The sequence below is a fragment of the Caulobacter sp. SRI_014 genome (assembly GCF_057586315.1).
In genome coordinates this window covers 68755-93579 of sequence record NZ_JBYCZQ010000004.1, presented here as the reverse complement: position 1 = coordinate 93579, position 24825 = coordinate 68755, and the positions used below count along the sequence as shown (strand labels likewise).

General features: G+C 67.6%; 30 protein-coding genes, 1 tRNA gene and 1 pseudogene. 14 read left to right on the top strand and 18 right to left on the bottom strand.

The genetic code is table 11. The features are described 5' to 3' along the window. Positions 1-145: 145 nt before the first annotated feature. Together AC2YG9_RS11305 and AC2YG9_RS11300 are read left to right on the top strand one after the other, a co-directional pair. On the top strand, positions 146-1297 hold the full coding sequence (locus AC2YG9_RS11305) for a M23 family metallopeptidase (protein ID WP_487298074.1): 1152 nt from the start codon (positions 146-148) through the stop codon (positions 1295-1297). Further along, positions 1278-1790 (top strand): bactofilin family protein, encoded by a 513-nt coding sequence (locus AC2YG9_RS11300; RefSeq protein ID WP_487298073.1) that lies wholly within the window; start codon positions 1278-1280, stop codon positions 1788-1790. The genes AC2YG9_RS11305 and AC2YG9_RS11300 overlap by 20 nt, the downstream gene beginning before the upstream one ends. Positions 1791-1843: 53 nt before the next feature. On the opposite strand, the gene AC2YG9_RS11295 is transcribed toward AC2YG9_RS11300, so the two are convergent. Next, positions 1844-2494: a class I SAM-dependent methyltransferase gene (locus tag AC2YG9_RS11295; RefSeq protein ID WP_487298072.1), complete on the bottom strand. Its 651-nt coding sequence runs from the start codon at positions 2492-2494 to the stop codon at positions 1844-1846. Positions 2495-2538: 44 nt separating this feature from the next. Between AC2YG9_RS11295 and AC2YG9_RS11290 the strand changes: the two genes are divergently transcribed. Further along, entirely contained in the window at positions 2539-3129 is a 591-nt protein-coding gene (locus tag AC2YG9_RS11290) for a nuclear transport factor 2 family protein (protein ID WP_487298334.1), read from the top strand. 189 nt (positions 3130-3318) lie between these two features. Here the strand turns inward: AC2YG9_RS11290 and AC2YG9_RS11285 are convergent, their stop codons facing one another. From AC2YG9_RS11285 to rplM, 4 genes are all read right to left on the bottom strand, one after another. Next, entirely contained in the window at positions 3319-3738 is a 420-nt protein-coding gene (locus tag AC2YG9_RS11285; protein ID WP_487298071.1) for an N-acetyltransferase family protein, read from the bottom strand. Then, positions 3738-4655, bottom strand: coding sequence for an N-acetyl-gamma-glutamyl-phosphate reductase (argC, locus tag AC2YG9_RS11280; protein WP_487298070.1), 918 nt, complete (start codon positions 4653-4655; stop codon positions 3738-3740). Before argC ends, AC2YG9_RS11285 begins: the two co-directional genes overlap by 1 nt. Positions 4656-4825: 170 nt before the next feature. Next, positions 4826-5290 carry a 30S ribosomal protein S9 gene (gene rpsI, locus AC2YG9_RS11275; protein WP_487298069.1) on the bottom strand — a complete coding sequence of 155 codons (465 nt, stop codon included), beginning with the start codon at positions 5288-5290 and terminating at the stop codon, positions 4826-4828. Further along, on the bottom strand, positions 5290-5763 hold the full coding sequence (rplM, locus tag AC2YG9_RS11270; protein ID WP_487298068.1) for a 50S ribosomal protein L13: 474 nt from the start codon (positions 5761-5763) through the stop codon (positions 5290-5292). Before rplM ends, rpsI begins: the two co-directional genes overlap by 1 nt. Before the next feature lie 205 nt (positions 5764-5968). On the opposite strand from rplM, the gene AC2YG9_RS11265 reads away from it, so the two are divergent. Beyond that, on the top strand, positions 5969-6343 hold the full coding sequence (locus tag AC2YG9_RS11265; RefSeq protein ID WP_487298067.1) for a putative quinol monooxygenase: 375 nt from the start codon (positions 5969-5971) through the stop codon (positions 6341-6343). A gap of 232 nt (positions 6344-6575) precedes the next feature. Here AC2YG9_RS11265 and AC2YG9_RS11260 read toward each other — a convergent pair whose 3' ends face one another. Further along, on the bottom strand, positions 6576-7607 hold the full coding sequence (locus AC2YG9_RS11260) for a COX15/CtaA family protein (protein ID WP_487298066.1): 1032 nt from the start codon (positions 7605-7607) through the stop codon (positions 6576-6578). A 302-nt stretch (positions 7608-7909) separates the two neighbouring features. Here AC2YG9_RS11260 and AC2YG9_RS11255 point away from each other — a divergent pair, with 302 nt between their 5' ends. The 4 genes from AC2YG9_RS11255 (at position 7910) to AC2YG9_RS11240 (ending at position 9421) form a co-directional block, all read left to right on the top strand. Further along, positions 7910-8158, top strand: coding sequence for a hypothetical protein (locus AC2YG9_RS11255; protein ID WP_487298065.1), 249 nt, complete (start codon positions 7910-7912; stop codon positions 8156-8158). Positions 8159-8235: 77 nt separating this feature from the next. Next, on the top strand, positions 8236-8496 hold the full coding sequence (locus AC2YG9_RS11250; RefSeq protein ID WP_487298064.1) for a GlsB/YeaQ/YmgE family stress response membrane protein: 261 nt from the start codon (positions 8236-8238) through the stop codon (positions 8494-8496). Between the two features lie 60 nt (positions 8497-8556). After that, positions 8557-8769, top strand: a complete 213-nt coding sequence (locus AC2YG9_RS11245) for a DUF2842 domain-containing protein (protein ID WP_487298063.1) — start codon at positions 8557-8559, stop codon at positions 8767-8769. A gap of 67 nt (positions 8770-8836) precedes the next feature. Further along, positions 8837-9421 (top strand): DUF2939 domain-containing protein, encoded by a 585-nt coding sequence (locus AC2YG9_RS11240; protein WP_487298062.1) that lies wholly within the window; start codon positions 8837-8839, stop codon positions 9419-9421. Positions 9422-9458: 37 nt separating this feature from the next. Here the strand turns inward: AC2YG9_RS11240 and AC2YG9_RS11235 are convergent. From AC2YG9_RS11235 to AC2YG9_RS11205, 7 genes are all read right to left on the bottom strand, one after another. Continuing rightward, a tRNA-Pro gene (locus AC2YG9_RS11235) sits at positions 9459-9535 on the bottom strand. Positions 9536-9625: 90 nt separating this feature from the next. Further along, positions 9626-10039, bottom strand: a complete 414-nt coding sequence (locus AC2YG9_RS11230; protein WP_487298061.1) for a MerR family transcriptional regulator — start codon at positions 10037-10039, stop codon at positions 9626-9628. A gap of 6 nt (positions 10040-10045) precedes the next feature. Then, positions 10046-10348 carry an integration host factor subunit alpha gene (locus AC2YG9_RS11225; protein WP_166574719.1) on the bottom strand — a complete coding sequence of 101 codons (303 nt, stop codon included), beginning with the start codon at positions 10346-10348 and terminating at the stop codon, positions 10046-10048. 94 nt (positions 10349-10442) lie between these two features. After that, a complete protein-coding gene (locus AC2YG9_RS11220; RefSeq protein WP_487298333.1) occupies positions 10443-11414 on the bottom strand; it encodes a beta-ketoacyl-ACP synthase III in 972 nt (323 codons plus the stop codon). A gap of 5 nt (positions 11415-11419) precedes the next feature. Beyond that, entirely contained in the window at positions 11420-12475 is a 1056-nt protein-coding gene (gene plsX / locus AC2YG9_RS11215; RefSeq protein ID WP_487298060.1) for a phosphate acyltransferase PlsX, read from the bottom strand. A gap of 106 nt (positions 12476-12581) precedes the next feature. Continuing rightward, positions 12582-13106 carry a YceD family protein gene (locus AC2YG9_RS11210; protein WP_487298059.1) on the bottom strand — a complete coding sequence of 175 codons (525 nt, stop codon included), beginning with the start codon at positions 13104-13106 and terminating at the stop codon, positions 12582-12584. After that, positions 13106-13633 carry a ubiquinol-cytochrome C chaperone family protein gene (locus tag AC2YG9_RS11205; protein ID WP_487298058.1) on the bottom strand — a complete coding sequence of 176 codons (528 nt, stop codon included), beginning with the start codon at positions 13631-13633 and terminating at the stop codon, positions 13106-13108. The genes AC2YG9_RS11210 and AC2YG9_RS11205 overlap by 1 nt, the downstream gene beginning before the upstream one ends. 98 nt (positions 13634-13731) lie before the next feature. Between AC2YG9_RS11205 and AC2YG9_RS11200 the strand changes: the two genes are divergently transcribed. Continuing rightward, positions 13732-14274, top strand: a complete 543-nt coding sequence (locus tag AC2YG9_RS11200; protein ID WP_487298057.1) for an outer membrane protein assembly factor BamE — start codon at positions 13732-13734, stop codon at positions 14272-14274. A gap of 6 nt (positions 14275-14280) precedes the next feature. Here the strand turns inward: AC2YG9_RS11200 and AC2YG9_RS11195 are convergent, their stop codons facing one another. Both AC2YG9_RS11195 and lipA read right to left on the bottom strand, forming a co-directional pair. Then, on the bottom strand, positions 14281-14730 hold the full coding sequence (locus tag AC2YG9_RS11195; RefSeq protein ID WP_487298056.1) for a type II toxin-antitoxin system RatA family toxin: 450 nt from the start codon (positions 14728-14730) through the stop codon (positions 14281-14283). A gap of 1 nt (position 14731) precedes the next feature. Next, positions 14732-15715, bottom strand: a pseudogene (lipA, locus tag AC2YG9_RS11190) (lipoyl synthase); the annotation flags it as partial. Positions 15716-15802: 87 nt separating this feature from the next. Here lipA and AC2YG9_RS11185 point away from each other — a divergent pair. The 3 genes from AC2YG9_RS11185 to AC2YG9_RS11175 all read left to right on the top strand — a co-directional run bounded on the left by AC2YG9_RS11185 (position 15803) and on the right by AC2YG9_RS11175 (position 18858). Beyond that, complete coding sequence (locus AC2YG9_RS11185) at positions 15803-16804, top strand: serine aminopeptidase domain-containing protein (protein ID WP_487298055.1); 1002 nt, start codon at positions 15803-15805, stop codon at positions 16802-16804. A 72-nt stretch (positions 16805-16876) separates the two neighbouring features. After that, the gene (locus tag AC2YG9_RS11180) at positions 16877-18433 is read left to right on the top strand and encodes an AMP-binding protein (RefSeq protein WP_487298054.1); all 1557 of its coding nucleotides are present in this window, start codon (positions 16877-16879) and stop codon (positions 18431-18433) included. 17 nt (positions 18434-18450) lie between these two features. Next, positions 18451-18858, top strand: a complete 408-nt coding sequence (locus AC2YG9_RS11175) for a DoxX family protein (protein ID WP_487298053.1) — start codon at positions 18451-18453, stop codon at positions 18856-18858. A gap of 36 nt (positions 18859-18894) precedes the next feature. Here the strand turns inward: AC2YG9_RS11175 and prfB are convergent. Continuing rightward, a protein-coding gene (gene prfB, locus AC2YG9_RS11170; protein WP_487298052.1) for a peptide chain release factor 2 occupies positions 18895-20008 on the bottom strand; the annotation gives its coding sequence in 2 pieces (ribosomal slippage) (positions 18895-19938 and positions 19940-20008; 1113 coding nt in all). A 68-nt stretch (positions 20009-20076) separates the two neighbouring features. After that, positions 20077-22500: a penicillin-binding protein 1A gene (locus AC2YG9_RS11165; RefSeq protein ID WP_487298051.1), complete on the bottom strand. Its 2424-nt coding sequence runs from the start codon at positions 22498-22500 to the stop codon at positions 20077-20079. 163 nt (positions 22501-22663) lie between these two features. Here AC2YG9_RS11165 and AC2YG9_RS11160 point away from each other — a divergent pair, with 163 nt between their 5' ends. Next, positions 22664-22927, top strand: coding sequence for a hypothetical protein (locus AC2YG9_RS11160; RefSeq protein WP_487298050.1), 264 nt, complete (start codon positions 22664-22666; stop codon positions 22925-22927). Between the two features lie 43 nt (positions 22928-22970). On the opposite strand, the gene AC2YG9_RS11155 is transcribed toward AC2YG9_RS11160, so the two are convergent. Further along, positions 22971-24194 carry an N-acetylmuramoyl-L-alanine amidase family protein gene (locus tag AC2YG9_RS11155; protein WP_487298049.1) on the bottom strand — a complete coding sequence of 408 codons (1224 nt, stop codon included), beginning with the start codon at positions 24192-24194 and terminating at the stop codon, positions 22971-22973. Between the two features lie 115 nt (positions 24195-24309). Between AC2YG9_RS11155 and AC2YG9_RS11150 the strand changes: the two genes are divergently transcribed. Next, the gene (locus AC2YG9_RS11150; protein WP_487298048.1) at positions 24310-24801 is read left to right on the top strand and encodes a hypothetical protein; all 492 of its coding nucleotides are present in this window, start codon (positions 24310-24312) and stop codon (positions 24799-24801) included. The last annotated feature ends 24 nt before the right edge of the window (positions 24802-24825 follow it).

Genomic DNA, 24825 nt, shown 5'->3' with positions numbered 1-24825 from the left:
TGGCGTGTCTCTGGGCCTTTGGTTAACCGTTGAGCGACAAAGGCTTTCTGCGCGCGCGGCCCACCCGCGAGACGCGAAGGCCCTTGCGTCAATTCTCGACATAACGGCATATCGCGCTCGGACGTAAATCCGGGTGTCGGGGGCTATGGCGTCAACACGCTTGCGGCGAGTTCGTAGGGCTCTGGAAGAGCTTTTTCCTGAACGGCATCTCTATGTCCGCTCCGGCGGCGAGATGCGCGGTTACGTCCTGTCCACCGCCAAACAGATGGCCGCCGCCGGCGTTGTCGCCCTGGTCTCGCTCTGGCTCGGCATCGCCACCGCCGCCATGATGGTCAACGCCATGTCGGCCGGCGCTTCGGATCAGGAACTGGTCCGCCAGAAGGCCTACTACGAGCGCGTCAACGCCGACCGTCAGGCGCGTCTGAACAGCGCCATGGCCCAGCTGAACAACAACAACGGCAGCTTCGCCGAGATGGCCGTGTCGGTCGAAAAGCGCCACGCGGCGCTGGCCCAGCTGTTCCAGGAATTCAAGGGTGTGCCGGGCGCGGCCCAAGCCCTGGCCCCGGCCAAACCCCGCCTGATGTCGAAAGACCCGGTCGAGCGCGTCAACTACACCCGCATGGACCAGGAGCGGCTGATCAACGCCGCCGAAGACTTCGCCAAGACCCGGGCCGAGCGCCTGCGCGCCGCCTTCCGTCTCGCCGGCCTCAGCCCCGAGGGCTACACCGGACGCGGCGCCAACCTCGGCGGGCCGCTGATCGACTCCGGCGATCCGCGCGCCCTGGCCGCCGTTCTGGATGTCGATGAAGACTTCGCCCGCCGCATCCAGCGGGCCAGCACCAACATGAGCGACATGCGCGGCCTGACCACCGCCGCCCAATCGCTGCCGTTCTTCCGCCCCACGGGCGCCCCTTCGGTGTCTTCCAGCTACGGCGTGCGCCTTGATCCGTTCACCCGTCGCCCGGCTTTCCACTCGGGGCTCGACTTCCCGGGCGGCTTCTTCACGCCGATCTACGCCACGGCCCCGGGGGTCGTCTCGTTTACCGGCGTTCGTTCAGGCTATGGCAACACCATCGAGATAGACCATGGCGGCGGCTTCAAGACGCGTTACGCCCACCTGCAAGGCATTGCGGTGTCGGTGGGCCAGCGCGTCGGCGTCGGACAGCGGATCGGGGCCATGGGCTCCACCGGTCGTTCGACGGGGCCGCATCTGCACTACGAAATCTGGGTCGCGGGGCGTCCCCAGAATCCCAACCGTTATCTGAAAGCCGGTGAATATGTTCAGCAAGCCCGCTAACAAGCCTGCCGCCACGCCCGTGAAGTCGGCGACCCCGGAGCCCGTCGCGGCCCCGGCCACCGCCGCTTCGGCCCTGGATGCGCCCAAGCCCAAGCCCAAGGTGGCCTCGCTGATCTCCAGCGGCATCACCATCGAGGGCGGCGTCACCGGTGACGGCGAACTGCAGATCGACGGCGTTGTCCGCGGCGACGTCCGCGTCGGCCGCCTGACCGTCGGCGAGACCGGTCACATCGAGGGCAGCGTCTATGCCGAGGCCGCCGAGGTCCGTGGCCGCATCGTCGGCTCGGTGACCGCCAAGCAGGTCCGCCTCTACGGCACCAGCTACATCGACGGCGACATCACCCATGAGCAGCTGGCCATGGAAACCGGCGCCTTCTTCCAGGGCCGCAGCCTGAAGTTCCAGCGCCCGGCCGCTCCCGCGCCGGTTCCGGCCCCGCAGCCGGTGTCCAACCCGGCGCCGGCTGGCCTCGACATGCCCAAGCCGATCGTCTGATCGCGCGGACAACCTGACCTGAAGAAGCCCGGTGGTCCGCTGCCGGGCTTTTTCTATAGGTGTTCGTGATTGTGCGGCTCGGCCGGGCCGGCGACGGCCCAGGCGGCCAGCCAGGTGCGCTCGACGCCGTCGTAGCCGCCGCCGGTTCCCGTCTCGATGGTCAGCTCGGACCAGGGCGCGGACCACCGAAGTGTCGCCTCAAGGCCCTCGCGGCTTGGGAAGTTGTAGTAGCGGCCCAGCGAGTCACGGCCTGGGCCGTCCCCGGCCTTGAAGCTCGCGAAGAACAGACCGCCCGGTTTCAGCGCCCGCCAGATGCGTCCGAAGATGTCGTGCAGGGCGTCGGCGGGGGCGTGCAGGAGGCAGGCGTTGGCCCAGACGCCATCGTAGCGTTGCTCGTCCTTCAGCTGGACGAAGGTCATCACCTTGACCGGCCGGCCGAGGCGCGCGCTGGCCTGAGCCGCCAGGGCGGGCGAGCCGTCGGTGGCGATGACCCGCAGGCCAGCCTCCAACATTGCCTGGGCCTCGTGACCGCCGCCGCAGCCAAGCTCCAGCACCACGGCGCCGGGACCCAGGCGCTCGATGAAGCGGTCCAGATGGGGATGGCCGCCGGGCTCGCGCCGGGCCGCGTAGGCGACGGCCTCGCGCTCGTAGAAGGCCAGGGTGGCGGCGTCCTCGGTGTCATGCTCGTCGGGCAGGTCGGTCATGGGAATCTGGGCTAAGGTGGAGGAAGGAAGACAGGGTGACCGTCATGTACGACCTCGACAAGCTCGCCGTCGCCGAAGTCGTCCAGGCCGAACGGGCGGCCCGTGACCAGGGCCAATGGGCGCGCATGGCGGCCTGCTTCCACCCCGACAGCGTAGTCAGCATCAGCTGGATCGAGACCAGCGGCGCCGACTTCGTCGCCGCCTCCGAGAAAGCCTTCGCGGGCGGCATGCGCCACCTGCACCAGATGGCCCCGACCCTGGTCACCCTGAACGGCGACCGGGCCCTGGCCGAGAGCGGCGCGGCGATCCTGCTGGGCGGCCGCATCGGCGGTGTCGAGGTGATGGTCACCAGCCACGCCCGGATGCATGCGCGGGTCGAGCGGCGGGACGGGGCGTGGAAGATCCTGCGGCTGGGGGCGGTGTACTTCGAAGACGAAATCCGGGCCCGCATCCCCGGCGAGACTCCCCCGCTGGCTCCCGCCCGCCTGGCCGGCTACCGGCCAAGCCTGCGGTTCCTCTCCTACCTGCTGGAAGAAGGCGGCAAGACGCCCCGCGCCGACCTGGCGGGGATTGACAGGCCGGACCTGATCGCGGCCATGTTGTCCGCCGAACAGGCTTGGCTGGCCGGTCGCTAGCCCCGTCCCTCCCCGAATTGGGGAGGGCAGACGCGCGGTGCGCGCGTCGGGTGGGGAAGTCGGTTTGAACGGCAGTGAGTGGGCTGGATTTGCGCCTGGGAATGTCCGGCCGCAAAGGCGCTTGCCACTTCCCCACCCGGCGGGCTTCGCCCGCCTGCCCTCCCCAATTCGGGGAGGGACGGCGCCCTGTCAACGCCGCCACGCGTAGCGGACGTCCGGCAGCTTCTCGTCGTTGCACGCGCCGTCAGTGAATTCCACCGCCGCAAACCCCTTGCGCTCGTAGAAGGCCCGCGCCTTGACGTTGCCCTGGAAGGTCCACAGCTGCAGCGCCCCGCCCTCGCGGAACACCTCCAGCAGCCGGGTCCCGTGCCCCTGTCCCTGAGCGTCCGGATGGACGAACAGATGATTCAGCCAGCCGTCCACGCCCGCGCCATAGGCGACGACCCCGCCCTGCCCGTCCTCGATCACCCAGACCGCCTGCTCGGGCAGCATGCGACCGGAGAAGAAGGCGACGTCCTCCTCCGGCGTGTGGATATGGGGGTGCCAGGCGCTCAGGCGGTAGACGGCCGCGATGGCCGGGGCGTCGGCGATGACGGCCCGGCGCAGCATCACAGTCCCGCGCCTTCGGGCAGGCCGAGCATCAGGTTCATGTTCTGCACCGCCGCCCCCGAAGCGCCCTTGCCCAGGTTGTCGAGGCGGGCGACCAGGCGAGCCTGGCCCTGTCCACCGAAGACGAACAGCTGCATGCGGTTGGTGTTGTTCAGGGCCTCGGGATCGAGGCCGGTGATCCCGGCCGTGTCCTCGACGGTGACGAAGGGTTCACCGGCGTAGGCGGCCTTCAGGCAGGCCTCGAGGTCGGCCAAGGTCGGGCTACCGTTCAGCCGGTCCAGGAACAGCGGGACCTCGACGATCATGCCCTGGGCGTAGCGGCCAACGCTCGGCGCGAAGAACGGCCGGACGGTCAGGCCGGTATTCTTCTGCAGCTCGGGCACGTGCTTGTGTTGCTGGGTCAGGCCGTAGATGCGGAAGGCCTCGGGGTTCTCGCCCTTGAACTCGGCGATCATCGACTTGCCGCCGCCGGTGTAGCCGCTGACGGCGTTGACGGTGACCGGGTAGTCGGCGGGCAGGAGGCCGGCGTCGACCAGCGGCCGGATCAGGGCGATGGCCCCGGTCGGATAGCAGCCGGGGTTGCTGACGCGCATGGAGGCGGCGATGGCCGGGCGCTGGCCGGGCAGTTCGGCGACGCCGTAGGTCCAGCCGTCGGCGACCCGGTGGGCGGTCGAGGCGTCGATAATCTTCACCGAGTTGCTGGTGACCAAGCTGACGGCCTCGCGGGCGGCGTCGTCCGGCAGGCAGAGGATGACCACGTCGGCCCCGTTGAGCAGCTCGGCGCGGGCCTCGGCGTCCTTGCGGCGGGCCGGATCGATCGAGACAAGCTGGATGTCGCGGCGGCCTTCCAGCCGGTCGCGGATCTGCAGGCCGGTGGTGCCGGCTTCGCCATCGATGAAGATCTTCGGAGCGGTCATGCTCGCCTCCATACAGAGCCCGTCAGGCGGAAGTGGCTTCCGGTTCCGCCGCCCGGACGGGCTCTAACATTCGAGTAGGACCATTTTCCGAAGGAAATGGTCCGGGCAAAGAAAAAGGGCGCCTCGGTTGCCCGAAGCGCCCTTTCGCAAAGGTATGAACCCTCGCGCGGCTAGCGCTTCGAGAACTGGAAGCTACGGCGGGCCTTGGCCTTGCCGTACTTCTTGCGCTCGACGACGCGGCTGTCGCGGGTCAGGAAGCCGTGCGGCTTCAGGAGGGTGCGCAGACCGGGCTCGTAGTAGGTCAGGGCCTTGGACAGGCCGTGACGCACCGCGCCGGCCTGGCCGCTGAGGCCCGAGCCTTCAACGGTGACGACGACGTCGAACTGGCCGACGCGGTCGCAGACTTCGAACGGCTGGGCCAGCATCATGCGCAGCACCGGGCGAGCGAAGTAGATCTCCTGGTCGCGACCGTTGATGGTGATCGAGCCCTTGCCGGGCTTGATCCACACGCGGGCGATGGCGTTCTTGCGCTTGCCGGTCGCATAGGCGCGGCCGAACTTGTCGATCTTGGGCTCAGCCGGGGCCGCTTCAGGCGACGACGACAGGGCTTGCAGGGCTTCGAGACCTTCGGCCATCAGGCGCTCCGCACGTTCTTGGCGTTCAGTTCAGCGAACGCGATGGGTTGGGGGTTCTGCGCTTCGTGCGGGTGTTCGCCGCCGTTGTAGATGCGCAGGTGGGTCATCTGGGCGCGGGCCAGGGGGCTTTCCTTGGGCAGCATGCGCTCGACGGCCTTTTCCAGGACGCGCTCGGGGAAGCGGCCGTTCAGCTGCTTGCCGGCGGTGATCTGCTTGATGCCGCCCGGGTGACCGGTGTGGCGGTAGTAGATCTTCTGGTCCAGCTTGCGGCCGGTGAACTTCACCTTGTCGGCGTTGAGGACGACAACGAAGTCGCCGCAATCGACGTGCGGGGTGTAGTCGGGACGATGCTTGCCGCGAAGACGCATAGCGATGAACGAGGCGAGACGGCCAACGACGGCGTTCTCGGCATCGATCACGATCCACTTCTTCTCGACCTCGGCGGGCTTCAGCGAAGCCGTGGTCTTCATCATGGGTTTCGATCCAATAGTAGGCGGAAGCGCGACCGCCCCCGACGTGAGGGCGCGCTAGTACGGGTCGAACGGGCCGATGTCAACCACTGTGGCGACGCCCAACCGGGCTGAAGATACTGAAAACATTCATTTTTCACGATACGGTATTATAATACCGCGACATTTCCACCTCCCCTGCCCGGCATTTGACGCCTAGTCTGGCCCCATGAGCCCCAATCGACGCGCTTTCGTCGCCGGATCGGCCAGCGCCCTTGCGCTGGCGGGCGGCGCCGTGGCCGAGGAGACCCGCATGTACGGCCTGATCGGCAAGATGACCGCCCACCCCGGCCAGCGCGACGCCCTGATCGCCATCCTCACGGCCGAGACCGGCGGCATGCCCGGCTGCCTCAGCTACATCGTCGCCCGCGACGCCAAGGAACCGGACGCCCTGTGGGTGACCGAGGTCTGGAAGAGCCAGGCCGATCACCAGGGGTCGTTGAAACTGCCGTCTGTCCAGGCCGCCATCGCCAGGGGCCGGCCGTTGATCAAGGACATGGGCCCCTACTTCGAGACCGAGCCGGTTGGCGGGGTCGGTCTCTAGAATTCTACCCGGGCGAAATTATTCGACCTGCGAAGCCCGCTTCGCGACGCCTGCCGTCACGCGCGTTCCCGGGGAGGTTTTCGGGTGGTCATTCGGACCTTGCCGGTGGGCGATATCGGCCCTCCAGGCCGCCTGAAAGTAGGCTCCGGGTAGGCGCTATCCATCTGTAATTATACAGTTATTTTTTCCGCCGTTGCCCGAAGCCTGCTATAATGGCCGCTTCGATACCGGCTTACAGCCGCCGCACCCGCCAGGCCAACAGCGTGGCGGCGGCCAGCAACAGGACGGCGCCCGCCTGGTGCAGGATGCCCAGCCACAGGGGAACGACCAGCATCAGGGCGGCGACGCCGAGCAGGACCTGCAGCAGCACGACGCCGCCGAGGATGAAGGCGGCCTGTTTCGACTCCGGGCCGAGGCTGCGGCTGCGACGGGCAAGAACGACGATGAAGACCGTCGCCAGGGCGATGGCGTAGGCTCCAAGTCGGTGGTGCAGCTGCACCGAGGCCTGGTTGTGGGCCAGGGTCTGCCAGAAGCTGCTGCCGGCGTAGTCCTGCGGCCAGACATGGCCATTCATCAGCGGCCAGTCGTTGTAGACGAAGCCCGCGTCCGTGCCGGCCACCAGGGCGCCCAGCAGGCACTGCAGGAAGACCGCGCCCAGGAAGACCAGGGCTCCGCCCCGCCAACGGGTGACACTGGCCTGGCGCGGCTTGCCGGCATAGGCGTCCAGGGCCGTCCAGACGACGGCGACGAACAGAATGAGGGCAAGGCCCAGGTGCAGCGTCAGGCGCTCGGGGGCCACCGAGACCCGCTCGGAAAGGCCGCTGGCCACCATCCACCAGCCGGCCAGGCCCTGCAGGCCGCCCAGCAGCAGCAGGCCGACGCAGCGCCAGATCAGGCGCCGGGGAATCTGTCGGCGAATGAGGAAGACGACGAAAGGAATGGCGAAGATCAGGCCGATCAGCCGGCCGAGCAGCCGGTGGCCCCACTCCCACCAGAAGATCCCTTTGAACTCGGTCAGGGTCATGCCGGCGTTGACCAACCTGTATTGGGGAATTTGCTGGTACTTGTGGAAGGCCTCGTTCCAGGCCGCATCGCCCATAGGCGGCAGGGCCCCCATGATCGGCTGCCACTCGGTGATCGACAGGCCCGAACCGGTCAGCCGGGTAGCCCCGCCAACCACCACCATGGCCAGGATGAACAGCGCCACGACCCCGAGCCAGACGGCCACGGCGGTCGAGCGATCGGAACGCAGGAACGACGTCATGAGCGGGATGTAGGCCTGAGCGGGCTGGCGGTCCAGAACGTCCTCCAAAGGATTGCGAGTTCGCCTCTGGGCGTCCTTCTCCCCTCGCGGGAGAAGGTGGCGCGAAGCGCCGGATGAGGGGGCTCACCGGCCTTCGATACAGCCGGTCGCAACCGCCCCATCGCAGCTCGCTCTTTCCGGAGCCCCCTCATCCGACCCCTTCGGGGCCACCTTCTCCCGCGAGGGGAGAAGGGAGACCAGAGGCGAAACCTTTGGACGCGCGTTGGGATGACGAACAGCGTCACCTGAGCCATCATCCCCCCATGCCCCTGCCCGGCCTCTTCGGCCTCGTCCTGATCAGCTTCGTCTGTGGCGCCCTGGCGGCGCTGGCGACGGGCCGTCGGCGGTCGGCCCTGACCGGAACGGCGGCGGCGCTGGTCGGCGGCCTCGCGGCGCCCTGGCTGTGGGCCCAGGCCGGCTGGCCGGTGACCAGCTTCTGGATGGTGCTGGCCGCGGCGGCCGTCTCGGCTCTGGCTTTGACAGGTCTGGCGTCTCTACTGCCGCGCCGTTGACCAAAGCCTTCGCGGAGAGGAACCTCCTTTCCAACCTGGAGTTAAAGCCAGGAACTCATCTGGAGGGAGCTACGACTATGCAAGGTGTTGGCTGGATTGCCGCAATCATCATCGGGATTTTCGCCGGCTGGGTGGCCGAGAAGATCCTGCGGCGCAACGACGGACTTCTCATGAACCTGGCCGCCGGCATTATCGGCGCCCTGGTCGGCAAGTGGCTGATCGTCGATCTGCTGCATATCGGCACCGGCGCCGGGGGCTGGATCCCCAGCATCATCGCCGCCATCGTCGGCGCGGTGATCGTGCTGTTCATCTGGGGCCTGATTTTCCGCAAGCGCTAGAGCGGGCCCTCACAAACGGCTAAGGCTCCCGTCGCTGGTCGCAGCGGCGGGAGTTTTGCGTTGAATCCGAAACTGAAGAAGATGATCGGGACCGTCCTGATCCTGGTCTTCCTGGCGCTCTACGCAATGGGCGCGGTCAGCCTGCACAACATGTTGCCCAGGAACTTCCTGCTGGAACTGGTGTTCTTCGCGGTCGCCGGCGTGGCCTGGGGCCTGCCGCTGTTCCCGCTGCTGGCCTGGATGAACAAGGAGCCGGGCGGCCCCCGCACCTGAGATTGGCCCTCGCGCGGCGCCGGGCGCCGTGCTTTGTTCGGTCCTTCAACCGCAGCCGGGGGGCCTCATGAAGCGCGGACGTTGGATTGGCCTTGTCGTACTGGCGATCGCCCTGCTGGCCGGGCTGTACTTCGGCTCGCCCTACATGGCCTTCAACGCGCTTCGCGAAGGCGTCGTCGAACGGGACGCGGCCAGGCTCGAACGGCTGGTTGATTTCGCCGATGTGCGGGAGGGGCTGAAGACCGACCTCAACGCCATCCTGCTGGCCAAGTTCAACGCCGATCCCGAGATGAAGAGCAACCCGTTCGCCGCCCTGGGCGCGGTGATGATCCCCGGCATCGTCAACGCCGGCGTCGACAAGGCGGTGACGCCGGAGGGCCTGGGCAAGATCATCGAGGAAGGCCGGCTGGGCGACAAGGACGGGTCCGCCAAGCCGACGGGCCAGAAGCCGTACAAGGCGCCGACGGAATTTCGTCTTGGCTACCGCAAGCTGGACCGGTTCGTCGCCGAGCGCGAGACGGAAAAGGGCTCGCTGAAACTGGTCATGGCCCGCTGCGGCCTGTTCAGCTGGCGGGTGATCCGCATCGAACTGCCCAAGGACCTGCTGGCCGAAGACTTCGACACCGCCAGGGCCAAGGCCGCCCAGCCCTGACGGGCCGGCGGCGGATGCAAATGTAAGGAAGCCTCCCTGGTCGGAGCGACAGGATTTGAACCTGCGACCCCTTGACCCCCAGTCAAGTGCGCTACCAAGCTGCGCCACGCTCCGAAACAGGGAGGAGCGCCCTTATAGGGATGAGGTCCCGCGCGGGCAACGGGCAAAGTTTCTCATTTTGCGAACCTCGCGAAACCGCCCGATCTAGCGCTTCAACAACCCGTCCAGCCGGGCCTTGATGGCCTCCAGTTCGCTGAGGGTGTCGGTCAGGCGCAGGCGCGACTCGTCGCTCATCTCTCCGCTGGGCGGGTCGAGGTCGCCGGAGTCGGTCTGGGACGGGCCCTCTTCGCCGCGGGCGACGGCCAGGATGCGTTTGACGCCGCCGTCCTTGTGCAGCTTCTGCACGCCCTTGATGGTGTAGCCCTCGCTGTGCAGCAGCGTCTGGACGGCGCGCAGGACCTCGATGTCCTGCGGGCGGTAGAACCGGCGGCCGCCGGCCCGCTTCATCGGGCTGATGAAGGTGAACTTGGTTTCCCAGAAACGCAGGACGTGCTGGGGCGCGCCGAGCTCGTCGGCCGCTTCCGAGATGGTGCGGAAGGCGTTGGGGCCCTTCGCCAAACGTCCCTACCCTTCCAGAGCGCGGTCGATTCGCGCCTTCATCACCTGGCTGGCGCGGAAACCGATGACCCGACGGGGTTCGATCTCGGCCGGCTCGCCGGTCTTGGGATTGCGGCCCATGCGGGCCCGCTTGGCCCGGACCTGGAAGACGCCAAAGCCGCTGAGCTTGACCTGCTCGTCGCGCTCCAGCGCTTCTGCCATCAGGTCGAGCGTGCGTTCGACCAGTTCGGAGCAGTCCTGCCGAGTCAGGCCCACTTCCTCGTGGACCGCTTCGCACAGTTCCGCGCGCGTAAGCGTCGCGCCCTTCATGGGACCCCTCCCAGACAAACGTTAATGGCTGTCATGACGCGAAAACGTCATGGCGTCAAAGGGTTCCGCGCAGGTTTGCAGAGGTTGGGTCGGCTTACAGCCGAACCAGGCAGGCGCCCCAGGTCAGGCCACCGCCCATGGCTTCCATCAGCAGCAGGTCGCCGGGCTTGATGCGGCCGTCGTCGATGGCCGTCGACAGGGCCAGCGGGATGGAGGCGGCCGAGGTGTTGGCGTGGTCGCCGACGGTCTGGATGACCTTGTGTTCGTCGAGGCCCAGGCGCTTGGCCACCCCGTGCAGGATACGCTCGTTGGCCTGGTGAGGGATGAACCAGTCGACGTCGGCGATGGTCAGGTCCGCCTTCTCCAGAGCCGCCTCGATCGATTCGGAGATGTTGATGACCGCGTGCTTGAAGACCTGGTTGCCGGCCATGCGCAACTTTCCAACAGTACCTGTCGTCGAAGGCCCGCCGTCAACGTAGAGCAATTCTTCCTTGGTGCCGTCGCAGCGCAGGGCCCAGCTGATCAGGCCCTTGTCGGTGTTGGTCCCCTGCCCTTCGACGGGCTCCAGCACCACGGCGCCGGCCCCATCGCCGAACAGCACGCAGGTGCCCCGGTCGGTCCAGTCCATCAGGCGGGTCATGGTCTCCGCGCCGATGACCAGGCAGCATTTGGAATTGCCCCGCGCCACGAAACCATCAGCGACCGTCAGGGCGTAGACGAAGCCCGAACACACCGCCTGAACGTCGAAGGCAATGCCGACCGGGCAACCCAGCTTGCGCTGAACGATGGCGGCGGTGGCCGGGAAGGTCAGGTCGGCGGTGGTGGTGGCCACCACGATCAGGTCGATGTCGGCGGGCGTCTTGCCGGCCGCTGCCAGGGCCTTCTTCGCCGACTCGACGGCGAGGTCGGAGACGGCCTGGTCGTCGCTGGCCCGGTGGCGCTGCCGAATGCCGGTGCGCTCGCGAATCCATTCGTCGGTGGTGTCGACGATCTTGGACAGAGCCTCGTTGGTGACGATGTCGGGCGGCAGATAGGCGCCGACGCCGGTGATCGCGCTACGCAGCACTTGGGTCACTGTACTTCAGGCTCCGGGGTCGGCTTGGCCAGGGCGGCCGACAGCTTCTTCACACTCCGCTCGATCTCGGCCGCGAAATTGCTGCGGGCAAGGTCGGCGGCGACGACGACGGCGGCGGCGTAGGACTTGGGATCGGCCGAGCCGTGGCTCTTGATGACGATGCCGTTCAGGCCCAGCAGCGGCGCGCCGTTGACGGCGCCCGGGTCGAGCTTGAACTTCAGGCTGTTGAGGCCGCCGGTGGCGATGGCCGCGCCCAGCATGTTGATCGGGCTGGACTTCAGGGCCGAGCGCAGCTCGTTGGCGATGAAGCGGACCACGCCCTCGGCGGTCTTCAGCAGGATGTTGCCGGTGAAGCCGTCGGTGACCACGACATTGACCGTGCCCTTGGCGATGTCATCGCCCTCGACGAAGCCGTGGTAGTCAAACTCGAAGGGCGTTGCGCGCAGCAGGGCGTGGGCCTCGCGGACCTCTTCGTGGCCCTTCTGGTCTTCCGAGCCGACATTGAGCAGACCGACCGTCGGCTTACCACCCCCCTGGATGGCGTGGTGAAATGCCGCGCCCATGATGGCGAACTCGACCAGCTGTTCGGCATCGGCGCTGACGTTTGCGCCGACGTCCAGCACCGTGGTGATTCCGCCGGCCGTCGGCCAGCTGGCGGTCAGGGCCGGTCGGTTGATCTCGGGGCCGAGCCGCAGGATCAGCATGGACACGGCCATCAGGGCGCCTGTGTTGCCGGCTGAAACAGCGGCGATTGCCTCGCCGTCCTTCACCGCCTGGACCGCGTTCCACAGGCTGGAGCCCTTGCCCCGGCGCATGGCCTGGGCCGGCTTGGCGTCCATGGCGATGAACTTGTCGGTGTGGCGGACCTCGACCTGCGCCGCCAGGGCCGGGAGTTTGGCCAGTTCGGGACCGATCCTCGCCTCGTCGCCGTGAATCAGGAAGCGCACCCCCGGGCCCATCTGGCGCGAGGCGATGCCGATGGCGGGGATCACCACGGACGGGCCGTGGTCGCCGCCCATGGCGTCGACGGAGAGGGTCAGCGGTTGTGACAAGACGGGCCTATGGCTCCCGGAGACGCCTTGGAGGGACCGGCCAGACAGGGCCGGTGGGCGAAGCGGCCGGACGATAGCGCCGGGCGGGCGGGATGCAAGTGCAGGCTCATTCCGCGCGAGGCTTCAGCTTGCTCAGGGCCGCGAAGGGCGAGAGGACGTTGTCTTCCACAGGCGGTTCATAAACCGCGCCGGGCTTGCGGGGGAAGGGATCGACCTCCAGGGCCAGATGTTCCACGACGTAGGCCGCCAGATCGACCTTCTCGGCCGGCAGAACATCCGGCGGATCCTCGCCCTCCGGGTCGATGTCGATCTCCAGCGATTCGGACTTCGGGGCGGCGTCGCTGCCCGCGGGCACGGCGCGGACCGTGAAATCGCTGGTCAGGGTTTGCTCGAAGGGCTCGCCGGTCAGGCTGCAGATCTGGGTGACGTCGGCCGACAGGACCCCGCGAATCTCCGCCCCGTCCAGCCAAGGCCTGGCGCCAACGCGGGCGGTCAGGGAATCGAGGCGTTCCAGGCCCAGTTCGCGGGCGATGGCCACGCGCGTGGCGGCGTCGGCGGTCAGCTCGACGGGCTTCAGGCCCCGGCCGATGTCGGCCAGGGTGACGCTGTGGCTCCACAATGGCGTATCCATCAGACCTCCAGCCACTTGGCCTCGCCCGCCAACAGCGCTTCGGTCGGCTGGGCGGCCAGCTCGTCCCGCGCCCGCACGACATAGTCGGCCATCGCGGCGGCCTTGCCATCGTCGCCCTCATAGAGGGTGCGGGCCAGCAGGGCCTGCAGCGGCCGCACGTCCGGCAGGGTGGCGAAGGCCTGGTCGGCCGAACGGGCGCGGCCGTAGAACGCCTCGCCCAGCTTCTTGATCCGCTTGGGAACGGCCGTGTCGCCGACGCCCAGCTCACGGAAGGCGTCGTCCAGCCCCTTGGTGAACCGGTCGATCAGGGCCTGCTTTGTTTCACCGCTGAATTCGTCGCCGCCCTTGAGGCGGTCGAGCAGCAGGATGATGTGCAGGCTGTAGAGCTCGAACCGCCCTTCCCGCGTGTCAGGCGCGCCAAGGGTGGTGTAGAGGCCCGGCCGGCGGGCCTGGGCGACGGCGGACGCATAGAGGGCTTCCCCGGCGACGACCGCCGGTCTCACCTTCCTGAACCGCTTGAAGAACATATCCGCCTCGATTTCGCCCCGCCTTCTGGCTAAAGCGGGGCATTGAACTAAGCCCGCGCGGGCGATAGGTCAAAGGTAACACTCCGGAGTTCGATGCTTTGATCCGCAAGTCCGCTATCGCGCTGTTCGTCGGCGCCGCCGTTCTCGCTACCGGCGCCTGTACGCCGATGACCAGCTACAACGGCTTCCAGGTCGTCGAGTCGAACCCGGCCGACGTCAAGGTCGGCGAAGACACCAAGTCGACGGTGATGACCAAGCTGGGCTCGCCCTCGGCCACCTCGCTGACCGAAAGCAACGGCGCGCAGCCGGGGCAGGAAATCAAGATCGTCTCGGCCCGCGATTCCAATCTGTGGTTCTACATGACCCAGGTCAGCGACCGGGTGGCCTTCTACAAGCCCCGAGTCGCCAAGCGCGACGTCGTCGCCGTGTCCTTCGACCCGGCCAGCGAGGCGGTGCTGGCGGTCAACACCTACAAGCTGGAAGACGGCAAGGTGGTGTCGTTCAACGGTCGCAAGACCCCGACCCGCGGCCGCGAGATCACTATTCTCGAACAGCTTCTGGGCAACGTCGGCAACGGCGGCATGCTGCCGCGCGACGACGGCGAAGGCCTGCCGGGCAGCCGCCCGGGCGACCGGCAGTAGGGGCGATCAGGGCGCGCGGCTCAGCGCCGCCGCCCTGTCCTCGAAACATTTCATCAATTTCGCGACTGCCTGGTCGAAGTTCGCCGCCAGGATGCGGTCGAGCATCGGCACCTTGAACTCGAACTCGATCTCGAAGCTGACCTCGCAGCCGTCGGCATGCGGGACGAATCGCCAGCGGTTCCACAGCCGGCGGAACGGTCCGTAGAGCAGGTTGACCTCGATGACCCGCCCACTGGCGTCCTGACGGACGCGGGTGGCGAACTTCTCGCGCAGGAAGGTGAAGGCGACGGCGGCCTCGGCGTCAAGCGTCACCAGGCCGGGTTCCGGCTCGCGCCGGTTCCAGACCCGCATGCCGGTCACCCAGGGCACGAACTTCGGATACTGCTCGACATCGCCGACCAGCTGGAACAGCAGGTCGGGCTCGTATGGGAGGATGCGCGTCAGCGCGTGACGCAACTCAGGCGGCCGCTTCTTTGGCCAACCGGGCGGCCTTGAGGCGTTCGAAGTCCTCGCCCGCATGGTGCGACGAACGGGTCAGCGGGCTGGCCGAGACCATCAGGAAGCCCTTGGCGCGGGCGATCTGTTCATAGGAGGCGAACTCGTCCGGCGTCACGAAACGGTCGACGGGAGCGTGCTTGCGGGTCGGCTGCAGGTACTGGCCGATGGTCAGGAAGTCGATGCCGGCCGAGCGCATATCGTCCATCACCTGCATGACCTCTTCCTTGGTTTCGCCGAGGCCGACCATCAGGCCGGACTTGGTGAATCGGGTCGGGTCACGCTCCTTGACCCGCTCCAGCAGGCGCAGGGAGTTGTAGTAGCGAGCGCCGGGCCGGATCGAGAGGTAGAGGCGCGGCACGGTTTCGAGGTTGTGATTGAAGACGTCCGGCGCGGCGTCGATGACGACGTCCTCGGCCCGATCCTTGCGCAGGAAGTCGGGCGTGAGAATTTCGATGGTCGTCTTGGGCGCGGCGGCGCGGATGGCATGGATCACATCGGCGAAATGCTGGGCCCCGCCGTCGGCGAGGTCGTCGCGGTCGACCGAGGTGATGACGACGTGGTTGAGGCCCATTTTGGCCACGGCCTCGGCGACGCGGGCCGGCTCGGTCGGGTCGAGGGGCGCGGGCTTGCCGGTCGCGACATTGCAGAAGGCGCAGGCGCGGGTGCAGATCTCGCCCATGATCATCATGGTGGCGTGCTTCTGGGTCCAGCACTCGCCGATGTTCGGGCAGGCCGCCTCTTCGCAGACGGTGGTCAGGCCGTGCTGGCGGACGATGTCGCGGGTTTCGTTGTAGCCGGCGCTGCCGGGGGCGCGGACGCGCAGCCATTCGGGCTTGCGCAGCACGGGCGAGTCCGGGCGGGCCTGCTTCTCGGGGTGGCGAGGGCGGGCCTTCAAGGTGTCGATCACGGTGACCATGGGGCCTAAATCGGCTTTCTGGGGCCCATGATCAAGGGTGACATCAAGGACTGCCTTAGCCTGTGGCGCGCAGACCCTTGCGGGCGCCCGCTTTCACCCCCCACAGTCGCGCCGATGAACCGCGGCCTGTACCTTTGCCTGGCGTTGCTGCTGTCGGCCTGCGGCCAGGACGGCGGGCGCGAGCCGTTCACCGAAAGCCGCACCCCGCCGGTGATCTCCGCGCGGTTCCTGCCGCCGGAGGGCTGGGCTTGGGGCCTGGTGCAGGCGGGTAGCTATCCGGCCCAGCGTTACGGGGTGTCGTCGCCCTCCACCGGCCCCCTCGCCCACATCGTCATCCTGCCGGGCTATGGAGAAAGCGCCGAAGCCTGGTTCGAGACGGCGGCCAACTTCAACGCGAAAAGCTACACCGTCTGGGTGCTGGAAGGGGCCGGCCAGGGCGGCTCCGGCCGGTTCACCGGCGGGCGCGATATCGGCCACATTCCGGACATGCAGCCCGACCTGATGGGCGTGAAGGCCCTGCTGCGGATGGTCATCCCCGAGGACGGCAAGCCCGTCATCCTGATCGGCGAGCGTTCGGGCGCGGTGGTCGCCGTCCTCGCCGCACGCGAAGGCTACGGCGGCGACGCCCAGGTCCTGCTGGCCCCCTGGAAGCCGGCCGGGGCCGGTCCGCACGACGCCCTGTTCAGCCAGGTCGGCCTGGGCGGCCTGCGCGAGCCCTGGGCGGCCGGATGGATCCGCGATTCCCGGATTCCCAGCAGCGACCCTAACCGGGCCGGCGTCGAGCAGCTCTGGCAGAAGGTGAACCCGGACCTGCGGATGGGCGCGCCCAGCCTTGGGGGCCGGCTGGCGCTGGCCAAGGGCTGGGACGAGGCCAGGGCCGCCCTGCCCGCTCTGACCTCGCCGGTTCTGATGATAGGCGCCCCGGCCCCGCTCACCGCCGCCTGTTCGAAGACCTGCGTGGCGCAGCCCGCGCCGCCCGGCGCCAAGGGTCCATACCTGCACCTCGAAAGCGATTCGGTGCGCACCGCCTGGATGACCTCCGTGGACGGAATTGTCGCGCGTGAGCGCAGCGCGCGCCTTGCCGCGCAAGGCCTTGCCCCAGGTCACGGGCTGTAACGGACCTTTTCAAGGCGTGATGCGCTCTATACGCTCAGGCCCAATAACGGTGGGAAACAGCTCGGAGCCCCTATGCCGCGTGCCTTTGATGCGCGGGAAGTCGAACGGTCGCTTTTTGAGGCCCTTGTCGACGCCCGGGACGCCCACGGCGCCAAGAAAGCCATTCTGGAAGACCAGAACCGCACGCCCCTCAGCTATACCGAGCTGATCCGGGCGAGCTTTGCGCTTGGCCGCAAGATCGCGCAGATCACCGAGCCGGGCGAAAAGGTCGGCCTGCTGCTGCCGTCGAGCGCTGGAGTCGTCGTGACCTTCTTCGGGCTGCACGCCTTCGGCCGCATCCCGACCATGCTGAACTTCACCTCGGGCCTGCGGAACCTGCGGGCCGCCTGCAAGCTGGCGGGCGTGAAGACGGTGCTGACGGCCCATGCCTTTATCGAACAGGGCAAGCTGCACGACCTGATCGACGCCCTCGAGACAAACGCCAAGATCGTTTACCTCGAAGATGTCCGCCAACAGATCGGCCTGCCGGACAAGATGTTCGCCCTGGCCGCCAGCCTGGCCCCCAAGCTGTTCGCAGCCAAGACCAAGCCCAGCGATCCGGGCGTCATCCTCTTCACCTCCGGCAGCTTCGGCGCCCCGCGCGGCGTGGTGCTGACCCAGGCCAACCTGATCGCCAACGCTGTGCAGGTAGCGGCCCACATCGATCTGCAGCCCCACTGGGTGATGTTCAACCCCCTGCCGACCTTCCACTGCTTCGGCCTGACCGGCGGCGTTATCCTGCCGATTCTCACTGGCATGAAGGCCTTCCAGTACCCCTCGCCCTTGCACACCAAACAGATCCCGCCGCTGATCAAGGACTGCGGGGCCTCGATCCTGCTGGCCACCGACACCTTCGTGAACCAGTACGCGCGCTCGGCCGAGCCGGGCGAACTGTCGGGCCTGGAGTTCATCGTCTGCGGCGCCGAGAAGGTGCGCGACGAGACCCACAACCTGATCGCCGAGCGCTTCGGCGGGGTGCCCGTTCTGGAGGGCTACGGCGCCACCGAGGCGGCGCCCGTGGTGGCGGTCAACAAGCCGGACGACAATCGCCGGGGCACCGTCGGCGGCCTGCTGCCGGGCATGGAGTACCGGGTCGAGAAGGTCGACGGCATTCCGGGCGGCGGCAAGCTGCTGATCCGGGGGCCGAACATCATGGCCGGCTACCTGCGCGAGGACGGCGGCGTCGACGCCCCGCCCGGCGGCTGGCACGACACCGGCGACGTGGTGGAGATCGACGACAACGGCGTCTGGATCACCATCAAGGGCCGGGTGAAGCGCTTCGCCAAGATCGGCGGCGAAATGGTCAGCCTGACCGCCGCCGAGGATCTGGCCGCCGCCGTCTGGCCCAACGAGCGCCATGCGGTGATCGCCATGCCCGACCCCAAGAAGGGCGAGCGGCTGATCCTGGTCACCGACCGCCGCGACGCGGCCGTCGACGCTCTGTTGCACCACGCCCAATCCATCGGCGCGCCCGAACTGGCCGTGCCGCGCAAGATCCTCAAGGTTCCGGAGATTCCGGTGCTTGGCACCGGCAAGACCGACTATGTCGCTATCCAGCGCATGGCGGATGCTCAGGCGAAAGCAGCCTGACCAAAGGGGGCTAACCAATGGACTTTCTGGCGCCACAGTCGAGCCGGGTGCTCAGCATCCTGCGTATCGTCGCCGCCCTGTCGTTCATGACGCACGGGCTTATGAAAATCTTCCACTTTCCGGTCGCCCAGATGGAGGGCGAACTGCCGACCATGCTGCTGGTCGCAGGCTGGCTAGAAATCGTCGGCGGCGGGCTCCTGGCCCTCGGACTGTTCACCCGCCCGGTGGCCTTCGTCCTGTCGGGCATGATGGCCGTCGCCTACTGCATCGCCCACTGGAAGTTTGCCCTGCCCCCGGCCCCGGAATTCTTCCCGCCGGTCAACAAGGGCGAGGCCGCCCTGCTGTTCTGCTTCCTGTTCCTCTATCTCGCCTGCGTCGGCGGCGGGGTGTGGAGCGTGGATACGATCGTCCGCAAGAAGCCGTAAGGCCTGGTGACTGTCCCGCGCCGCGGGACAGTCACCTCAAGCGTCCCGCGTCGCCCCGACCCGCTGAGCCAGTGACGCGGCCATGAACTGGTCGAGGTCGCCATCCAGCACGCCGTCGGTGTCGCTGGTTTCGACGTTCGTGCGCAGGTCCTTGACCATCTGGTACGGCTGCAGGACGTAACTGCGGATCTGGTGGCCCCAGCCGATGTCGGTCTTCTGGTCTTCCAGGGCCTGGGCGGCGGCTTCCCGCTTCTGCAGTTCCAGTTCGTACAGACGGGCCCGCAGCATCTTCCAGGCCTCGTCGCGGTTCTGGTGCTGCGATCGTCCGGCCTGGCAGGCCACTGCGATCCCCGTGGGGATGTGGGTCAGGCGCACGGCCGAGTCGGTCTTGTTGATGTGCTGACCGCCGGCCCCGCTGGCGCGGTAGGTGTCGGTGCGCACGTCGGCCGGATTGATCTCGATCTCGATGGTGTCGTCGACCACCGGATAGACCCAGGCCGAGGCAAACGAGGTGTGGCGCTTGGCGGCCGCGTCATAAGGCGAAATCCGCACCAGGCGGTGGACGCCTGCCTCGGTCTTCAGCCAGCCGTAAGCGTTGGGGCCGGTGACCTGGAGGGTGGCCGACTTGATGCCGACGCTTTCACCGGAGGTCTCTTCGATCAGATCGACCTTGTAGCCATGCTGGGTCGCCCAGCGGCTGTACATGCGCAGCAGCATGTTGGCCCAGTCGCAGGACTCGGTGCCGCCGGCGCCGGAGTTGATCTCGACATAGGCGTCGTTGCCGTCAGCCTCGCCGGACAACAGCGCCTCCAGCTGGGCGCGGTCGGACCGCTCGCGCAAGGCCTTCAGCTGGGCGCGGGCCTCTTCGAGGGCGCCCTCGTCCGATTCCATGTCGGCCAGTTCGGCGTAGTCGACGGCGTCGGCCAGCTCGGTCTCGAGCGCGCGGACGGTGGCGATCTTGGCCGCCAGCGCCTGGCGCTCGCGCATCAGGGCCTGGGCCTCGGACGGCTTGTCCCAGAGGGTGGGATCCTCCGAACGGGCGTCCAGTTCATCCAGGCGTCTTAGAGCCGGATCCCAGTCAAAGTCGCCTCCTGAGCAGGCTGATCGCCTGCTCGATGTCGGCCTTGGCGGCCTCGACATCCGGTCTCATGGAAAACTCCAGTGTTCAGTGCACACGGCGTCACCGCGTGGAGGGGCCGATGTAAGGGGGCTCGCGCCTCAATACAATCCGCTTAGGTCGTCCGGCACCTTGGGCTTGGGCGGGGCCTTCTGTTCCGGCGGCGGGGCGGCCACGGGCGGGGTGAAGGCGCCGTCGTAGGGAATCGGGCCGTCGGGCTTGGGACCGGTCGGCAGGCCGACGTTGCCGCGCGGCTCGGTGCCCGGCCGGAAGGCCTCGCGCACACCACCAACCATGGCGAACTTGGCCGTCTTCGGCGGTTTAAACTCCGTGGGCGGCACGTCCTTCAGCGCCGTCTTCATGAAGTCGATGAAGATCGGCAGGGACGCCGAGCCGCCGACTTCCCCCTCGCCGAGGCTGCGGTTGTCGTCAAAGCCGACGAACACCCCGACCACGATCTGCGGCGTGTAGCCGACGAACCAGGCCGAGCGGTATTCATTGGTCGTACCCGTCTTGCCCGCCACCGGCCGGCCCAGCACCCGCGCCTGCGTGGCCGTGCCGCGCTGGACGACACCTTCCAGCATCGAGGTGATCTGATAGGCCGTGACCGGGTCGATGACCTGCTGGCCTCCGGGAGCGATGCGCGGGCTCTCGTCGCCATTGAAGCCATTGTTGCAGCGCGGGCAGTCACGCTTGTCGGCCCGGAACAGCACCTTGCCCTCTCGGTCCTCGATCATCTCGATCAGGTGCGGATCGATCCGCCGCCCCCCGTTGGCGAAGGCGGCATAGGCGCCGGTGATCTTGAGCGGCGTTGTTTCCCCTGCCCCCAGGGCCATGGCCAGCACCGGGGCCATGTTGTCGGCGACGCCCATCTTGACGGCGAGATCGCTGACCTTGCGCATGCCGACGCCCTGCGCCAGGCGCACGGTCATGGCGTTGCGCGACAGCTCGAGGCCGCGCCGCAGGGGCATCGAGCCATAGTACTTCTTGTTGTAGTTCTCCGGCGTCCAGTCCTCGCCGTTAACCGCCCCTTTGAGGGTGATCTGGGCGTCGGTGACCATGCTGGCCGGGGTAAAGTCGCCCTCCAGGGCGGCCGCATAGACGAACGGCTTGATGGCCGAGCCCGGCTGGCGCATCGCTTGGGTCGCCCGGTTGAAGTTCGACAGCGAGAAGGAATAGCCGCCGACCATGGCCAGCACCCGGCCACTGTTCGGCTCGATGGCCACGAGGGCCCCGTTGACCAGCGGCACCTGCTTCAGGCGGTAGCCGCCCTTCTCCTTGTCCGGCTCCACGAAAACCAGGTCGCCGGGGCTGAGACCCTTGCCGGCCCGGGCCCAGGCGACGTCCTCGGCAGCCAGATTGCCAGGGCCATAGTCCTTGGCCGGGCGCACCCGCACCCCGCCCTCAACGCTTTCGACGACGGCGGCGCGCCAGTCGCGGCGCTCCGATGGCGGCGACTTCTTGACGGCCGCCGCTTCCCAGCCGACCGCGCCGTTGGTCGTGCCCCAGGCCCCGCGCCAACCGTGCCGGCGGTCATAGGCTTCCAGCCCGTTCATCAGGGCGATCCGTGCGGCCGTCTGGAGATTGGAGTCCAGCGTCGTACGCATGTAGTAGCCGCCCTCGGTCAGGCGCTCGCCCATGGTGCCCAGGCCCCGGCGGCGAACTTCCTCGACGAAGTAGTCGGCGTCCTTGTACTTGGCGCGGGTCGGGGCGGCCTGGACGATCAGGTCTTCCTTCATCGCCGCGTCGGCCTCGGCCTGGCTGACCCATTTGAGTTCGGCCATCTGGCTGAGGATCCAGTTGCGGCGGGCGATGGCGTTCGCCTTGTTGCGGATCGGATGGTAGTTGTCCGGCCCCTTAGGCACCGCGGCCAGATAGGCCATCTCGGCAAGAGTCAGGTTGTCCAGCGACTTGCCGAAATAATTGTAGGCGGCGGCGGCGACGCCGTAGCTGCGATAACCCAGCCAGATTTCGTTCAGATAGAGCTCGAGGATGTGGTCCTTGGTCAGCGTCTGCTCCAGACGCCGGGCCAGGATGGCTTCCTTCAGCTTGCGGCCCAGAGTGGCGTCGCTGGTCAGCAGGACGTTCTTGGCGACCTGCTGGGTGATCGTCGAGCCGCCTTCCAGCCTTCGCCCTCGGACCACGTTGACGACGTTGCGCAGCATGGCGCGGCCAAGCCCCTGCACGTCGACGCCGCTGTGGTGGAAGAAGTTGCGGTCCTCGGCCGCCATGAAGGCCTGGACGAGGCGCGGCGGCATCTGGTCATAAGGCACGAAGATGCGGCGTTCCTTCGAGAACTCGCCGATCAGGGTGCCGTCCCAGCCGTAGACCCGCGTCGCCGTCGGCGGACGGTAATCCACCAGGTCGCCGGCGTCCGGCATGTCGTGGAACAGGACGGCCGCATAGATGGCGATGGCGAAGCCGGCCACGGCGATGACGCTGAGCACGCCAATGCCCAAAACGGCGACCCACCGCTCCGGTGGGTTGAACACCGGCCACACGCCCCGGGATTTCTTGTCCGACATGGGATTCCCTCTAGCGCGCCAGAGGGACGGCGCCAATGCGGCCGTTCGCTGACGCGCGCCTTCCCTGTGGGGGCGAGGCGTGCAAGGCTCACCCGTCGTCGGCGCTCAATCCACGGCGGACGATGACCACGAACGATAAACATCGAAGGGAACGTCCATGAGAATGACTGTTTTGGCCGCGCTGGCCGTCGGCGCCCTGGCGCTGACCGCCTGCTCGCAAAAGACCGAAGACAAGGCCGCCACCGCGGCTGAGGCGACCGGAGAGGCCGCTGCGTCCGCCGGCGCCGACGCCGCCGCCAACACCGAAGCGGCCGCGGACAGCACCGCTGTCGCGGTGGACAAAGCCGCCGACGCCACGGCCGAAGGCGCCGCGAAGGTCGAGCGCAAGGCCGACGCCGCCGCTGACGCAGCGGCCAAGCAAGAGTAGAGGAAGAGGATCGGGGGCCGTCGGACTTGCGGCGGCCCTCGTTCTAACGGGACGCGATCTTCATATCGCGCGAAAACCACCGGTCGATGGCGTCGGCGATGCTGTTCACCAGGCGGTTGCGGCTGGCGGAGGTGGTGAGCCGGGCCTCGTCGCTGGGGCTGGTGATGAAGCCCATTTCCAGCAGCACGGCCGGCACGTCCGGGGCCAGCAGGACCACCAGATTGCCGTCCCGATGGCTGCGGCGCAGCATCGGGGTAACGTCGGAGATCTCGCTGACCAGCATCTCGGCGAAGACCGCCGAGCGGTTCTTGGTCGCCCGTTGCGACAGGTCGAGCAGGATCTGGCTGACACCGCGATCACCGCCGGTCAGGCTGGTGTTCATCAGCCAGTCGTCCTTGCCCAGAACCTTGCCAACCCTGCCCTCGCCCTTCTCAGAGAGCGTGTAGACGCTGGCCCCGCTGGTCGATTCGGGACCGGCGTCGGCATGCAGCGAGATGAACAGGTCGGCGTCGGCGCGGCGGGCGATCGCCACCCGGCCCTCCAGCGTCACATAGCGGTCGGTGTCGCGGGTCAGGATGACCGTGTACCGGCCGGACTTTTCCAGCCGGGCCTTCAGGGCCTTGGCGGCAGCCAGCGTCACCTGCTTTTCGTGGACATTGGCCCCGATGGCGCCCGGATCATGGCCGCCATGGCCGGCGTCGATGACGATCACCTTGCGGCCCGAGGGACGGTCCGCCTTGATCACGGTCAGCGGCCGGCGCGCGCCTTGATCGACGGGCAACGACTGGGCGGGGCCGAGGGCCCGGGCGTCACGCGGGTTCGCCGGCCCGGTGGCGCGCAGGTCGATGACATAGCGGTAGTGATCGACGCCATCGCCCGGCGGCAGCAGGAAGCGACGGGCGACCTGGGCCTTCTGAGCCAATTCGATGTTGAGCCGGGCCGAGCCAGTGGTCGAGTTGACGGTCCAGCGGCGCACAACGCCCTGGCCGCCGCCGCGCAGGTCGCCGTTCACCCCGACCTTCGGAAAGGCGACGATGACGGTGTTGTCGGTCGCGCCGTCGGAAATCAGCTTGCCGGAGACCGATCGGTCGAGATCGATGACCAGGCGGGTCTCGGACGTATCGCCGCCCAGCCGCACCTTGAGAATGCCGGCCGCCATGCCGGAGGCCTGGGCGAAGGCGCCCGCGCCAAGGCCGACGACGAGCAGGCCGCCGGCGATCATCGCCGCCGTCCAACGCTTGCCGACGCTACCCGCAACCCAGCGCATTCTAACGCCCCACTCGCCCGCCCTTCCGGCGATCAGACACGTTATGGGCGCACGGAGGTGGAGAAGGGGTTAAAGCGAGTTAGGATTTGAGTCTGTTCAGAGGGGGAGTTTCACCATGAGAGCGCTGTTTGCCGCCGCCTTTGGTTTCCTGCTGCTGGTCACGCCGGCCGCGGCGGCCGACCAGTGGTCCACCTACACCAACGCCGAATACGGCTTCTCGATGAGCCTGCCGGGCACGCCGGTAGAGAGCGAAATTCCGACTGAAACGGTCTCCGTCCTGAACTTCGCCGTCAGCAATGACTGGCGCTCTTACGGCGGCTCGGTCATCCCTCTGAAGGAGGGCATGGTCTACAACCTCGACAAGGGCGTGGCGGGAGCGGTGGCGGCCAACAATGGAACCGTCACCTCCGACACGGCGATCACCGTCCAGGGCTACCCGGCCCGCAAGGTCAAATACATGGGCAAGAGCGGTTCGACCGAGGTGACCACCTGGTTCATCGTCGTCAGCACCCCAGGCATGGTCTACACCGTCATGACCGTGCAGTTCGGCCAGGTGAAGCAGGACGAGGTCGACCGGGTCCTGAACTCCTTCCGCATCCTGAAATAGCGGCGGCCGAACCAACCAGACTCC

Coding starts and splice junctions, on each gene's coding strand:
- AC2YG9_RS11150 (WP_487298048.1), top strand. CDS start 24,310: ATGAGAGCGCTGTTTGCCGCCGCCTTTGGTTTCCTGCTGCTGGTCACG.
- AC2YG9_RS11155 (WP_487298049.1), bottom strand. CDS start 24,194: ATGCGCTGGGTTGCGGGTAGCGTCGGCAAGCGTTGGACGGCGGCGATG.
- AC2YG9_RS11265 (WP_487298067.1), top strand. CDS start 5,969: ATGAGCCCCAATCGACGCGCTTTCGTCGCCGGATCGGCCAGCGCCCTT.
- AC2YG9_RS11285 (WP_487298071.1), bottom strand. CDS start 3,738: ATGCTGCGCCGGGCCGTCATCGCCGACGCCCCGGCCATCGCGGCCGTC.
- AC2YG9_RS11295 (WP_487298072.1), bottom strand. CDS start 2,494: ATGACCGACCTGCCCGACGAGCATGACACCGAGGACGCCGCCACCCTG.
- AC2YG9_RS11210 (WP_487298059.1), bottom strand. CDS start 13,106: ATGGATACGCCATTGTGGAGCCACAGCGTCACCCTGGCCGACATCGGC.
- rpsI (WP_487298069.1), bottom strand. CDS start 5,290: ATGGCCGAAGGTCTCGAAGCCCTGCAAGCCCTGTCGTCGTCGCCTGAA.
- AC2YG9_RS11305 (WP_487298074.1), top strand. CDS start 146: ATGGCGTCAACACGCTTGCGGCGAGTTCGTAGGGCTCTGGAAGAGCTT.
- AC2YG9_RS11290 (WP_487298334.1), top strand. CDS start 2,539: ATGTACGACCTCGACAAGCTCGCCGTCGCCGAAGTCGTCCAGGCCGAA.
- AC2YG9_RS11205 (WP_487298058.1), bottom strand. CDS start 13,633: ATGTTCTTCAAGCGGTTCAGGAAGGTGAGACCGGCGGTCGTCGCCGGG.
- rplM (WP_487298068.1), bottom strand. CDS start 5,763: ATGATGAAGACCACGGCTTCGCTGAAGCCCGCCGAGGTCGAGAAGAAG.
- AC2YG9_RS11175 (WP_487298053.1), top strand. CDS start 18,451: ATGGACTTTCTGGCGCCACAGTCGAGCCGGGTGCTCAGCATCCTGCGT.
- AC2YG9_RS11165 (WP_487298051.1), bottom strand. CDS start 22,500: ATGTCGGACAAGAAATCCCGGGGCGTGTGGCCGGTGTTCAACCCACCG.
- AC2YG9_RS11240 (WP_487298062.1), top strand. CDS start 8,837: ATGAAGCGCGGACGTTGGATTGGCCTTGTCGTACTGGCGATCGCCCTG.
- AC2YG9_RS11180 (WP_487298054.1), top strand. CDS start 16,877: ATGCCGCGTGCCTTTGATGCGCGGGAAGTCGAACGGTCGCTTTTTGAG.
- AC2YG9_RS11250 (WP_487298064.1), top strand. CDS start 8,236: ATGCAAGGTGTTGGCTGGATTGCCGCAATCATCATCGGGATTTTCGCC.
- AC2YG9_RS11225 (WP_166574719.1), bottom strand. CDS start 10,348: ATGAAGGGCGCGACGCTTACGCGCGCGGAACTGTGCGAAGCGGTCCAC.
- AC2YG9_RS11160 (WP_487298050.1), top strand. CDS start 22,664: ATGACTGTTTTGGCCGCGCTGGCCGTCGGCGCCCTGGCGCTGACCGCC.
- AC2YG9_RS11260 (WP_487298066.1), bottom strand. CDS start 7,607: ATGACGTCGTTCCTGCGTTCCGATCGCTCGACCGCCGTGGCCGTCTGG.
- AC2YG9_RS11185 (WP_487298055.1), top strand. CDS start 15,803: ATGAACCGCGGCCTGTACCTTTGCCTGGCGTTGCTGCTGTCGGCCTGC.
- AC2YG9_RS11300 (WP_487298073.1), top strand. CDS start 1,278: ATGTTCAGCAAGCCCGCTAACAAGCCTGCCGCCACGCCCGTGAAGTCG.
- AC2YG9_RS11255 (WP_487298065.1), top strand. CDS start 7,910: ATGCCCCTGCCCGGCCTCTTCGGCCTCGTCCTGATCAGCTTCGTCTGT.
- argC (WP_487298070.1), bottom strand. CDS start 4,655: ATGACCGCTCCGAAGATCTTCATCGATGGCGAAGCCGGCACCACCGGC.